The sequence below is a fragment of the Bacteroides sp. An279 genome (assembly GCF_002159615.1).
Classification (GTDB): Bacteria; Bacteroidota; Bacteroidia; order Bacteroidales; family Bacteroidaceae; genus Phocaeicola; species Phocaeicola intestinalis.
This window is the reverse complement of record NZ_NFJA01000016.1, coordinates 16752-29634: the sequence shown is the minus strand read 5'-3', so window position 1 is coordinate 29634 and position 12883 is coordinate 16752. Positions and strand designations below refer to the sequence as shown.

Annotated in this window: 12 protein-coding genes; 5 read left to right on the top strand and 7 right to left on the bottom strand. The window is 46.2% G+C overall.

The features are described 5' to 3' along the window. Positions 1-104: 104 nt before the first annotated feature. The 3 genes from B5F78_RS04740 to B5F78_RS04730 form a co-directional block, all read right to left on the bottom strand. Positions 105-1781, bottom strand: coding sequence for a di-heme oxidoredictase family protein (locus tag B5F78_RS04740; RefSeq protein WP_430746756.1), 1677 nt, complete (start codon positions 1779-1781; stop codon positions 105-107). A 100-nt stretch (positions 1782-1881) separates the two neighbouring features. Then, a complete protein-coding gene (locus B5F78_RS04735) occupies positions 1882-3150 on the bottom strand; it encodes an imelysin family protein (protein WP_239473357.1) in 1269 nt (422 codons plus the stop codon). Positions 3151-3196: 46 nt separating this feature from the next. Beyond that, positions 3197-4543 carry a hypothetical protein gene (locus tag B5F78_RS04730; protein ID WP_087406153.1) on the bottom strand — a complete coding sequence of 449 codons (1347 nt, stop codon included), beginning with the start codon at positions 4541-4543 and terminating at the stop codon, positions 3197-3199. A 157-nt stretch (positions 4544-4700) separates the two neighbouring features. On the opposite strand from B5F78_RS04730, the gene B5F78_RS04725 reads away from it, so the two are divergent. Beyond that, positions 4701-5411: a DNA alkylation repair protein gene (locus B5F78_RS04725; RefSeq protein ID WP_087406152.1), complete on the top strand. Its 711-nt coding sequence runs from the start codon at positions 4701-4703 to the stop codon at positions 5409-5411. Positions 5412-5635: 224 nt separating this feature from the next. Here B5F78_RS04725 and rlmH read toward each other — a convergent pair whose 3' ends face one another. Continuing rightward, positions 5636-6106 (bottom strand): 23S rRNA (pseudouridine(1915)-N(3))-methyltransferase RlmH, encoded by a 471-nt coding sequence (gene rlmH / locus B5F78_RS04720; protein ID WP_087406151.1) that lies wholly within the window; start codon positions 6104-6106, stop codon positions 5636-5638. A 99-nt stretch (positions 6107-6205) separates the two neighbouring features. Between rlmH and nadC the strand changes: the two genes are divergently transcribed. The 3 genes from nadC (at position 6206) to B5F78_RS04705 (ending at position 9672) form a co-directional block, all read left to right on the top strand. Next, positions 6206-7060: a carboxylating nicotinate-nucleotide diphosphorylase gene (gene nadC, locus B5F78_RS04715; protein WP_022039369.1), complete on the top strand. Its 855-nt coding sequence runs from the start codon at positions 6206-6208 to the stop codon at positions 7058-7060. A gap of 85 nt (positions 7061-7145) precedes the next feature. Next, positions 7146-7769 (top strand): DUF4923 family protein, encoded by a 624-nt coding sequence (locus B5F78_RS04710; protein WP_087249659.1) that lies wholly within the window; start codon positions 7146-7148, stop codon positions 7767-7769. A gap of 268 nt (positions 7770-8037) precedes the next feature. Continuing rightward, positions 8038-9672 (top strand): glycoside hydrolase family protein, encoded by a 1635-nt coding sequence (locus B5F78_RS04705; RefSeq protein WP_204502351.1) that lies wholly within the window; start codon positions 8038-8040, stop codon positions 9670-9672. 27 nt (positions 9673-9699) lie between these two features. On the opposite strand, the gene B5F78_RS04700 is transcribed toward B5F78_RS04705, so the two are convergent. Both B5F78_RS04700 and B5F78_RS04695 read right to left on the bottom strand, forming a co-directional pair. Next, positions 9700-10767, bottom strand: a complete 1068-nt coding sequence (locus tag B5F78_RS04700) for a PspC domain-containing protein (protein ID WP_022039373.1) — start codon at positions 10765-10767, stop codon at positions 9700-9702. Continuing rightward, the gene (locus B5F78_RS04695) at positions 10745-11110 is read right to left on the bottom strand and encodes a PadR family transcriptional regulator (protein ID WP_022039374.1); all 366 of its coding nucleotides are present in this window, start codon (positions 11108-11110) and stop codon (positions 10745-10747) included. The genes B5F78_RS04700 and B5F78_RS04695 overlap by 23 nt, the downstream gene beginning before the upstream one ends. A gap of 194 nt (positions 11111-11304) precedes the next feature. Between B5F78_RS04695 and B5F78_RS04690 the strand changes: the two genes are divergently transcribed. Continuing rightward, positions 11305-11802 carry a GNAT family N-acetyltransferase gene (locus B5F78_RS04690; protein ID WP_087249633.1) on the top strand — a complete coding sequence of 166 codons (498 nt, stop codon included), beginning with the start codon at positions 11305-11307 and terminating at the stop codon, positions 11800-11802. Here the strand turns inward: B5F78_RS04690 and B5F78_RS04685 are convergent. Beyond that, positions 11792-12880: an endonuclease/exonuclease/phosphatase family protein gene (locus tag B5F78_RS04685; RefSeq protein WP_443104468.1), complete on the bottom strand. Its 1089-nt coding sequence runs from the start codon at positions 12878-12880 to the stop codon at positions 11792-11794. The two genes, B5F78_RS04690 and B5F78_RS04685, sit on opposite strands and share 11 nt — an antisense overlap. Positions 12881-12883 lie beyond the last annotated feature (3 nt).

Sequence of the window (12883 nt, the reverse complement as noted above, 5' to 3'; positions counted from 1 at the left end):
CTAGTTGATTAGGTACTAGTTGACTAGGTACCATGTTTTAAAAAGTCTTTAAAACGAGGTGTTTAATACCTAGTCACCTAGTCCCTAGTACCTAGTCTACTGATTTAAATAGAATCGATGAATTTCACGATGGCGTCACGGTCTTCCTTCGAGAGGTTGCGGAAAGCTTCGATTTGTTCGTAAGCGTCGCTCTCGGTGCTGGTGCCGTGCCACATGATGGCTTCCAGCGTGGTGCGTGCGCGGCAATCGTGCAAGCGGTCGGCATACTCGGCTCCGGTGCAACGCTGGTGCAAGCCGCGTCCCCAAAGCGGAGTGGTGCGGCACCAGCCCGTGCGGATATCGTTCTGCATGTGCAGCTTGTGCTGTATCATGTCGGTATAGGGCCAAATCTTCTGGTGCGGATAACGGGGCAACTGGTTTGCCTTGTCTCCTGTGAAGAAGCGTGCCGGGTCGCGTATCTCGTCATCGCCCGTCGTCCAGCTCGGCTTGTGGCAATACGTACAACCGATTTGTTCGAAGAGTTCCTTGCCTTTCAATACTTCTTCATCGTCTACGTTGCGTGCGGCGGGCACGGCAAGTCCGCGGTGCCATACCATGAGGTCGATGTAGTCTTGGTCGGACACTTCCACATCCAGTTCCTTCGAAGTCAGGTAGTTGTAGATGTTCTGCTGCTCGTCGTACGTGCCGTCCTCGTTCTGGATGTGCCAGTCAGGATGGTTCTTGTCGGGGTCTGCCTGCTCGATGTAGTCACGGAAGCCTGCCTGCACTTCGGGGTCTTCCGAAGAATACTGGGCATACGTACCTGCCGCATCCAGGTAATGGAACCGGCGGTCGCTACGTGTGGCGTTGGTGATGTTCCAGAAAGCGTTGGCTCCGGCTGCATCCTGCAACGGACCACGGCTCAGAGCATACGTATAACGGAAAGGATATTTCGTCCCGTCACCTCCCTGTGCCGTATTGGCATATTGCCCCGTCCAGTCTCCGTTGGCAAAGATGTTGGGGTTCAGCCCGTTCTTCAGATAACCGTCTTTTTCTTCCTGCACGTATTGCGCCTTCAGGTCTTCATCCGAAATGGCATCCAGCAAGCCCGTACCGTAAATGCCGATGGTGGATTCGAGGCGGACTTCGTATGTACCCACATCATACCCCTTGTTGGCTACATAAATGGCACTCTTGGGAATCGTTATTTCCGGATAGCGCAACGAATAGGTCTCACCGTCGGGGAACTTGTTCCCGTTCTGGTCGGTATATTCATGCCAGGTCAGCATAATCTGGCTTTCGTCCAGCGGAGCCTTGAAAGGGGCTACGGCATGGGTCTGCGGCATACCTGCAAGCCAAGAAACGTAGGCATTGGTTGCAGGGTTGTATACAACTAATAAGTAACCGTTGCCTATTGTGTTTGTATTAAAAGAACCGGCAGGTTGGCTTTGTCCGTGTCCGTATCCCGGATGGCAATGCTGGCAAGAGGTGCGGATATAGACAGGTCCCAAACCGTGACGCATACCAGAGAAATTAGATGTATAAGGTTTCTCGAAGAATTGTTCTCCTCGGTTAAAAGAGGCGGTCATGTCGGCATCGCCGTCTACTACAGGAGTCGGGTCTTCGAAAGCGGTAGAAGAAGAATTGAATGTTGTACCCAGTTCTCCACCTGTATAATACCAATCAGGAAGTTCTGACGGTTCTGGATTCGGTGACGGATTGTCTGTTTTCACTTCATCGTCACTACAAGCCGTTATCATGCCTATTGACAAGAATGCAGCTAAATAATAATGTTTTTTCATCATCCAAAAGTAATATAAAGTTAGTAGTATGTTATGTTCAAAAAGCATAGGCATTCTTCCGAAGATGGACACCTATGCCTTTGTGTTAGCACAAAGTGGATTAATGGTTTGCTTGTAGCAAAGCTTTCACTTCGTCGAAGATGTCATTCATTACGTTGCAGGCATCGATTGCGTCTTGGTTAACGGTATCATACTCAGATGCTCCGCACGTATATGCAAACGGTTCACCCATCAACGAAATTTTATCGTATGCATCTTGGATGGCTGCTTTCACACGGTTGTCCAGGTCGGCATCAAGTGTAGCGATATATGTGCTAAGCGTATTCGTTGGCACTTGGATGGTTCCGTCTACCGAAGGAGAACCCTGGTAGGCGTTGCGGATGCTTTGGATATTGCCCAGGAAGTCGCGGATGGAGTTCAGGCTATAAGGCGATTCAATATAGTTCGGGTCGTATTCCATACCTCCCGAAGGAAGTCCTTTACCTGTCGGGTTCCCGATTTTGATATTACCTACTTCGTTTGCGATGTTTTGGATTCCGGCGGTGATGATGTCGTACATCACATCAAGATAGTTTACGTATTCACTGCCTGCGTTGCCTGCATTTTTGATACGTTCACCGAAGTTGATGCCTTTGTCCAATTCGGTATCGGTCAGAATCTGTTGTTTTTCAGCCGTTACATTTTCGGTGCCTGCCCAGCATGCTTCCAATAAGATGCATTGATTACGCAAGTCCGCAGCTAAACCTACTAAATAGTTTAATTCCTCGGTGGTATAATTCAGATTATGAGCTACACTTTCAGAATTAGCAGTAGCATTGCCGTTAGCGTTTGTATTTGTCAATTCGAATAAAAGATATTCGATGGCATGGAATCCTTGTAATGCATATCCTAAATAGTTACCTACGTATACACCTTCATCATCCATTTGTGCCATTTGTGCAGGATTGCTCAACAGGGCATCCATCCCTGTTTTATCAAGCGGCCACGAATCAATGTGTGGGTCTATATAATAGTCTCCGGCGGGACCAAACAACCAAGCTTCACTTTTTTCCCAATAATCACGTGCGGTTTTCCAAGCTTCACCGGCAGCTTCCACATCGGCGGTAGATAACGTTCCATCTGATTTTTTGGTACGAATATCAATACATAGGCTATGCAGTTCCATAGCGGCATCTGCCATTCCTTTGTAAGTAGGTATCACAGTTTGGTCTGTATAATCAGTTATTACATCTTTCAGAGCCTGTTCCTGTGCAGAGAGAGTTCCAGATTCTTCCTGATTAACAGGGTCGTCATCACTACAAGCCGTAACATTCATGCCTACCATGGCAGACAATGCCACGTAAATCGGAAATTTCAAATACTTTTTCATTGTCTTATTTTTAAATTAGTGTTTTGTTTGTATCTTGTTTTTGATTTTACAAATTGAAGAAACCGGAATATGCTACTCCCAATGAGACGGCAGGTTCATTATTAAATTTGCTTTTAAGGATACCCAATGAATATTCCCCCTTCAGTACAATGTCTTTCATCGGATAGTAGTTGACACCGAAAGCGATGCGTTGCCGTCCATATTCTTCATAATCAGTCACTGCATCTTCCGTTTTATACATTGAATCATAATATTCATAACGACCGAAAAGATAGAATTTGCGTCCTTTTTCTTGCTGTTTTTTGCCAAGCCAGCCAAATAAGTCGTAGCCCACTTCTACCCCTGTAGAAATTGCTGATGTAGCTACGGGTCTCTTTTTCGCAGGCGAGTCATTGGAGAAACTTTGGTTATAACGGGTTATCAAAGCAGCATCCGACAAGTGTCCATAATCGAAATTTCCACGTGCCACCCAGTTATGGTCGTTGTAATGAAAATCAAATGAACCGATTAATACTGTTCCCTTTACATTGTCGTATATGGCATTGGTCGCTTTCTTCAGCGTATTGCTGAATGTGTTTCCGGCATATCCGCTTACAGAAAGTCGAAGGCCTTTTACCGAATAATTATCTACACGGACAGCACCAGCCATAGCATTGGCTATCTTGAATTCGTAAGGACTTCCGGCACCGCCTTTTATCCATTCCTTATCATTAAAGCGGTCAGAGTCAAGTCCAGGAAGCAACATAGCTTCATACCGCCAATCTCCTGCACGTCCCCAAATGCTTAATCCGGTTTCATGCCACGTACAAGGCATAATGGTATTTTCACCTTCCGGACGATATACACCAAAGAATTCGGTAGGAAGGTGATGGGCATTCGTAGCACCTACCGGGATGACCATGTGCCCTAATTTAATGTTGAACTCCGGACAGAAAGATTTCTGGATCCAAAATTGTTCGAGGGCAACTTCACCTCCACGTTCCACTTCGGTTTCGTATTCACCTCCTTCATGTTCTTCTATCTCAACGGCACTTTCTGTACCTCCGTGTTCAAATTCGATTTCCATCCCCATTGACCAGCCTTTGCCAAAATCATATCCTAACATCAGGACAACATGTGGCAGGTCAAAACGTCCGTGTTTATCGTCTTTATAATCCTGCGGACTGTCATAGCGCAAATAATTGTCGCTATAAAAGTTCCGGCTATACACCGCCTCACCATAACCGCCGATGGTGAAACGTGATTTCTTCTTTTCTGTCTTGACCGTTTCCGATGCGCTCTCTGCGGTTATGTCCGCATTGCCTTTACTTGTCTGTTCCGCTTCACCTGTAGCGAAAGCGTGCGGGGCAAGCATCGCCAGACAGAGTGAGAATAGGAGTTTCGTTGTTTTCATTTCTCTTTATCTTTTGTTGATTTTTAACTACCGCAAAGGTATGGAGCTTGCTTTATAGCGGCAATACCTACTTTTAGGTAAAAAAAGATGTTAAATACCTACTTATGGGGATAGCAATGCGTATTTTTGCAGGAAATATGACAACAAAGCAAAAGATATGGAAGAATACAGACTCGAAGGCTTGACCATCAAAGAGCATCTGCTCCGGTTGGCAGAGCAAGGGAACAAAAAGTTTACCGAAAGCCTGAATCCGGGCGTGGAACATGTGTTGGGTATCCGTGTGCCCCACTTGCGGAAACTGGCGGCACGCATCGCCAAAAGCGATTGGGAAACGTATCTCGACACCGCCGACACCTATTATATGGAAGAGCGGATGTTGCATGGAATGGTATTGGGCTGCATCCGTCCCGATGCCGACATCGAGGTGTACCTCCACCGAGTGACCCGTTTTGTATGGAACATCAACAGCTGGTCGGTATGCGACACGTTCAAGTTCGGAGGAGGAAAGCGGTTCGTCGAAACGAACAAAGAACGGCTGTGGGAGTACCTGAAGACTTGGATGCAAGCCGAGGGCGAGTATGAAATCCGCTTCGGAGTGGTGATGGCGATGCAGCTCTTCATCGACGAGGAGCACATCGGCGAACTTCTCTCCTTATATAATGCTATCCGTCACGAAGGCTATTACGTACGGATGGGAGTGGCATGGGCACTCTCTGTCTGCTTCGTGAAATTCCCCCAACAGACGATGGCATACCTGCAACAAAATTCGTTGGACAACTTCACTTACAACAAGGCATTACAGAAAATCGTAGAGTCGTACCGGGTAGATGCCGCCACAAAAGACGTGATACGGGGAATGAAGAGGTAATTCGGATACAGTAGGCTGCGTTGCAGGATGCGGCAAACTGCATAATTAAAGCCATTGGATTGCGTAAAAAGTCCCGTGCAGTCAGGACTGCTGTCCCGATAGGTCAGGACTCCAGTCCTAGTAAGCTTAGGACTGCAGTCCTAGCAATATGGGATTGAGGGAGGACTGGGATGTCCCAGACTGGGCAGCCGTTTGACTTTGTAAAAACAGTAATATGTATCCATCTATTCGTGGTGGTACGGACTGTTGTTCAGGATGCTCATCGCACGATATAATTGCTCGACAAAGATGAGACGTATCATCTGGTGCGAAAAAGTCATTTTCGAAAGTGAAAGTTTTTCTTGCGCCGCCTGATAGACGGCAGGCGAGAACCCGTACGGACCTCCGATAATGAACACCAACCGCTTGACGGAATGCATCTTGCGTTCTATCCAAGCGGCAAATTCTGTCGAGCGGAACTCCTTGCCGTGTTCATCAAGCAAGACTGGCACGTCTCCAGGCTGGAGTGCTTTCAGTATCAGTTCGCCCTCCTTTTCTTTTTGCTGGTCGGTACTAAGGCTCTTGGTATTCTTCAGTTCCGGAATCACTTCAATGTCGAACGGAATATAATGCTTTATCCGCTGCACATAATCACCTATGGCGGAAATGTAATGTTTCTCTACTGTCTTTCCTACAACCAATAGTACAAATTTCATAATCTTTAATCGGGTTTTAAACATTTTCTTTTTGCAAAGGTATGAATAAATCCGTACCTTTGCCCCGATTTGATAGTACAATAAAAAAACAGAACGAATATGGACGAGAAAATTGTAAAAGATTTGATTGACCGGCTTATCGACTTGTCGTTTGCCGAAGATATAGGTGATGGCGACCACACTACATTATCGTGCATTCCAGCCGATGCTATGGGAAAATCGAAGCTGCTGATAAAAGAAGAAGGCATACTGGCAGGCATTGAAGTGGCAAAGGAAGTATTCCGCCGTTTCGACCCGACATTGAAAGTGGAAGTGTTCATTCTGGACGGTGCTCATGTGAAACCGGGAGATGTACCCATGATAGTATCGGGAAAAGTGCAGTCGCTTCTGCAAACCGAACGTCTGATGCTGAATATCATGCAACGCATGAGCGGCATCGCTACAATGACCCATAAATACGTAGAGCGTCTGGAAGGCACAAAAACCCGCGTACTGGATACGCGTAAAACTACTCCGGGCATGCGCATTCTGGAAAAGATGGCAGTAAAAATCGGTGGCGGAGTGAATCACCGCATCGGTCTCTTCGATATGATTCTGCTGAAAGACAACCATGTAGATTTCGCCGGAGGAATCGACAAGGCCATTTTGCGTGCAAAAGAATATTGCAAGGAGAAAGGAAAGGATTTGAAGATAGAAATCGAGGTACGGAACTTCGACGAACTGCAACAAGTGCTCGACTTGGGTGGTGTAGACCGCATTATGCTGGATAACTTTACGCCTGCCGACACACGCAAAGCTGTAGAAATGGTAGGAGGACGCTACGAAATCGAATCATCAGGAGGCATCACCTTTGATACTCTTCGTGATTATGCCGAATGTGGTGTCGACTTCATTTCGGTAGGTGCGTTGACCCATTCGGTAAAAGGATTGGATATGAGCTTCAAAGCTTGTTGATTTTCCTTTTCATCACAGAGTCACGGAGTCGTTTTGCTGTACACTGTGACTTCTGCCATACTAGAATAATGAAAGGATGAACAAAATGAAAAAGAACAATTTCATAAAAGGAATGTTGGTGTTTGCCTTATGCTTTGTATTTTGCAGCACAGCCAAGGCACAAGACTGGAAATCGATTCTTTCCGGAGTAGCCAATGCGATAACGGAAGGAAAAGGAAGCGACCTTGCTTCGTGGTCGATAGAAGGCACGTGGAATTATACGGGACCCGATTGCAAGTTTACCAGTGACAATCTGTTGGCAAAAGCGGGAGGCGAAGTAGCGTCAAAGAAAGTAGAAGAGAAGATGACTGGCATTCTGGAAAAGCTGGGCTTTACAGAAGGATGTTCATACACCTTCAATTCCGATGGTACCTACACCTCGACAGTAAAAGGGCGTACCACATCTGGAACCTATACGTATGACAGTGAAACGAAAGAATTGCAACTGAAGACAAAACTGGGATTGAAATTTAACGCCATCGTTTCGCAGAATGTACTGGCTCCCAAGAAGATGAGCCTGCTTTTTAAGGCAGACAAAGTCATGTCGCTGATGCAGACAATAGGCAGTGCCTTAAGCAGCAATTCCTCCAATTCGGTGGTAAGCACCGCCAATTCCTTGCTGGACGAATACGACGGCCTGCAGCTAGGCTTCGCACTGGAAAAACAATAACAAGACAGACTTGTAAACCAATGCAGAAGCCGATTGGATACATACAAACAGCGTAAATTCCGCGACACAAACAGTGTCGATGAAATCAGCCAAAAAAGGTCGTATCATTACTCAAAGCAGTGATTGATATGACCTTTTTAAGTATTAAGAAACTGCTTACACGTTCCAATAACATTATCAACGGAATCTTTCATGCCGGAAAGAATTATCTGATATCGAAAAGACAGAATACTTTAAACTAATATACTAAAACCAAACACAGAAGAATATGAAGAAAAACATCGCAACCAAAATACTCCTGGGACTGTCTGTACTAGCATACAGCACCAGCACCTATGCACAAACCGTCGAACGCGAACGTCCTGCCGAATGGCAACAACTGGTTCCCGGAGCCAGGTTTATGGACCGCTTCCTTGCCATGCCTGAAGGAACCCAAGGAAAACAGACATGGGGAACAGACAGCGTGCAGAACCGATATACAGACAACGGCATCGAACTGCCAGACATCTCTTTTTGGGGAGGCAATATCCTCCAGACTCCCGACAAACGGTATCATCTATATGTATGCGGATGGCCGGAAAACTCACCCAAAGGACACATGTTCTGGTCTAATTCGACCGTCTTTCACGCCACCTCCGATAAACTGACCGGTCCCTATCACATCCAGAACTCTATCGGGAAAGGGCATAACCCTGAAGCCTTCCGACTGGACGACGGACGTATCGTAGTCTATGTTATCGACGGATACTACATCGCAACAAATGAAGATAGCCCGATATGGTATTACCAGAAATTTGATTTCGACCCACGCGACCGACCAATCATCGAAGGATTGTCCAACCTCACCTTTGCCCGCCGGCAAGACGGCTCACGCCTGATGGTATGCCGTGGTGGAGGTGTATGGATTAGCCGCGACGGCATCTCCCCTTACCGGCAACTGACAGGCAAACGGGTCTATCCTGCTGTAGAAGGCAAATTCGAAGACCCAGTGGTATGGAAAGACAGCCTACAGTATCACCTGATTGTCAACGATTGGCTAGGACGCATAGCCTATTACCAACGTTCGAAAGACGGCATACACTGGGTAACGGAACAAGGCGAAGCCTACATGCCCGGCGTATCTTTCCATCGCGATGGAAAAATAGAGCATTGGTTCAAATACGAACGACCGAAAGTTTTCCAAGACCACAACGGACGAGCCATACAAATGAATTTTGCAGTCATCGATACCATTAAATGGAATGATCTTCCAGGTGACCGGCATTCATCGAAAAACATCTGTATCCCACTCAACAAAGGAATACTGCTTTCGGTACTCAACACCCGACCCATTGATGACTCTACCCGACGTATTGAAGTACGGATACAGGCCGAACCGGGATTCAATCCTCAAACAGACATAGACATTCAGTCCCTCCGTTTCGGTGCATACACAGAAGTCAATTACGGACGAGGTTGCCTGCCAGTAAAGACACGCAAAGACGGAAAAGACCTGATAGTGACCTTTGACGGAAAAGGAAGCGGTATCACTCCCGACGAATTTGCGCCCAAACTTATTGGACACACAACAAAAGGTGAGTTACTGTTCGGCTATGCCTACCTGCCCTATGTCAACTATACTCCTGCCCTTCTCTCGGCACGCCGCCCACAATACGACTCCTCGCAAGGAACCCTGAAAGTAAAAGTGGAAAACTTCGGACTTTCTACCTCACAACCAGCTGAAGTTGAAGTGCGCCTGAACGATAAAACCATAGCACGAGGTACTGTAGAAAGCCTGGAACCTTACGGAGTATCCGAACTTATACTGCCTCTCTCATTCCACCCAGACGGTGACAACCTGCCATACGAAGTAATCATCCGTTCGGGTGGAATAGAAATGGAACGTCATACTTTTCTACAATAGGAAACTGTATACAGACTGGCACAAAGTTCAAACCCAGTCGGTGACACTATGGATAACAAAGGGAAGCTGGAACACAAAGAATGAACCTACTGCTACCGCTATAATCCATAACAATATCAGAGTCACCTTGACTCCCGTAGCCATCGGACGCCAGACCTTGAAACTCTGCAAGATAACCTGCAACAAACCGACTACGGGAATGCCTATTACCAACAGTGCACAGACTGCGAGCCCGATAACAGGAGCAGGGCTCGTAGTCAGCATGCTCCAATCCACTTCTGGCAATGCATAATAAAGCAGGGCAGGCGTACTTGCCAATACTCCCGTGGCAGCCATCAACAATGCAAAGGCTACAGCCAGCCCGACAAGCAATGCCGGCACACAACAAATGGCAACCAATACCAGCACTACCTTGATGAGGAAACCTGCCACTTGTATCACAGCATCGCAAAAACGTGCCAGCAACGAACGAGACCCGGCAGAACGTATCTTATCGCCTTCCCGTTCGAACCCGTCGGTCACTGTCCGCCCGATATTCTCCATATTGATGGGTTCACCTCGCATCTGAAGTTTCTCGGTGGCGGTGCGTGCCTGGGGAATAATAATCCACATGATAATATATGCCAACATCAACGGGAAAAATCCTCCCACACTGAGCAGGATAAAGCCTAATATCAGCAACAAAATACGTAAAGGAGTAGAATCGATGCCGAAATAAGCAGCCAATCCCGAAAGTACACCGCCCAGAATACGGTCGTCCGGATTACGGAACAAGCGCCGTTGCACTCCTTGCAACGATTCATCGGTCTTTCTCTCGGCCGTTTCTTCCTCATCCGGACTCAGGTCTTCAGGTTTTCCCATACGGGCGATAACCTCTTCCACTTGCACGACGGTAATGACTTGAATGCCTCCGGCAAGGTATTCATTAAACAACTCCGAAATGCGGATTTCCATATCACGTACAATCTCGTCGGCACTTTCTTCTTTCCGGAAATGATAGCGAAGATTATTCAAGTAATTGTCAAGCAAAATATAGGCGTCCTCGTCTATATGATAAACGGTTCCACCCAAATTAACAGTCAGTGTCTTTTTCATTGTCTTTACAGGTTATTAGTTTCGTTCTTAAATGATTTACCGTAGCCGCCAGTTCGTCCCATGCCGTTTCCAGCCCTTTCAAGAACTCTTCCCCTTCGGAAGTGAGGCGATAATATTTCCGTGGAGGTCCTTGCGTGGATTCCACCCATTCATACGACAACAAATTATCATTTTTCAGGCGTGTAAGCAACGGATACAAAGTACCCTCCACCACAATCAGTTTTGCTTCTTTCAGGTTCTGGATGATATCCGATGCATACAGAGGCTCCCGATGAAGCAGCAATAAGATGCAATACTCAAGCATCCCTTTGCGCATTTGAGATTTCACATTATCAACATTCATCTGTCATTCCTCCTTAATTCTTTGTATGGCACAAATATATGTATTATATAAATACCTTGTATTACATAGTACTTTTATTTTATCTCTTTTAACAAAACAAAGTATGCAATCATACTTTTTGAAACAGAATTTATCCTGTCTTTATTCTTCTTTTTCAAGCAAAAACAATAACTTTGTAAGAAAAATCAAGAACAATGTTTACAATCAGAAAAGCTACACTCGAAGACATTCACTTAATCAACCAATTGGCAAAAGAGGTCTTCCCCGCCACTTACAAAGATATCCTGACTCCGGAACAAATCGACTATATGATGGACTGGATGTATTCGCCCGAAAATCTGAAAAAACAAATGACAGAAGAAGGGCACATCTACTATATTGCCTACGAAGAATGCGAGCCTGCAGGTTACGTATCCATCCAACCCGAAGGGGAAGACCTGTATCACTTACAGAAAATCTATGTGATTCCCTATTACCAAAAAAGTCATCTAGGCAAACTCCTGTTCCAACAGGCCATCAAGGGTATCAAGGAACTGCATCCGGCTCCCTGCCGAATGGAATTGAACGTAAACCGGGAAAATCCGGCTCTTGGATTTTACCAACACATGGGAATGGAAAAAGTACGTGAAGAAGACACGCACATCGGCAACGGCTTTTATATGAACGACTATATTATGGGAATCAGTATCTGATTCGGATATCCAGACATACGGGCAGATGATCGCTGTATCCGCCTTGATACCTCATCCCCTTGTAAGTGCGAAAAGGAGTAATACCTCCATATCGTTCGTCTTCTTCAAGCAAAAAAGGAAAGTCAAGCACATGGGCTTCCGCAGTACCGGTATGAAGTGAGGCTGAAGGAAGAAGCATACTGCCATTAACGATGAACTGGTCGAGTACTCCCCATTCTCCACGGTAACGATAAGTTCCGGGTTCTTTTCCCGCCATTAAATTATAAAGAAGAAAAGATGAGACATCATTCTCCTCTTCTGGCGTTTGTGCCCCCAGCACTTGGGATATTGAACGGCTGGACGGTTCATCATTGAAATCGCCCATTATAATAAGGTAAGGGGATTGACGTACGGAGAGCAACGAATCGACCGTATGACGCAATACATCCGCAACAAACAAACGGTATGGTTCGCTTTGCCTTGTTCCGCCAGAACGGGAAGGAAAATGACAAACAAATACATCAAGGGTATCGCCTGAAATGACACGCCCGCTTACATGCAACAAGTCACGGGTAGGCTTTCGCCCGATACGGAAAGAAGGAATACGGATGCACTGCATACCAAGCAACCGGAACGTAGCAGGCTGATAAAGCAAAGCTACATCAATGCCACGTTCATCAGGCGAATCAGTCATCACATACCGATAAGCGGCATCACGCAAAGGCGAATACCTGGTCAGTCCATCCAGGCAATAGGCATTTTCCACCTCACACAGTCCTACCAAATCAGGAACCTGATTACTCGAAGCAGCCAACACCACCTTGGCTATCTTATTCATCTTTGCATGATAACGGTTCCAGTTCCATCCACGGACGGCATGTGGTAAGAATTCTTCGTCTTGTTTCAAGGAATCATCACGGCAATCGAAGAAATTCTCTACATTATAGTGCATCACCCGAAAAGATTCCTGTGCACTGACCCGCAAACAGAAAAAGCACACACCTAACACAGACAAACATAAAAAGCCCCTGATTCTATTTACTTTCCTGCCGATACGGCATCCGGTAAACCTATATGAACTTACGTGTGCCTGTGCCATGGG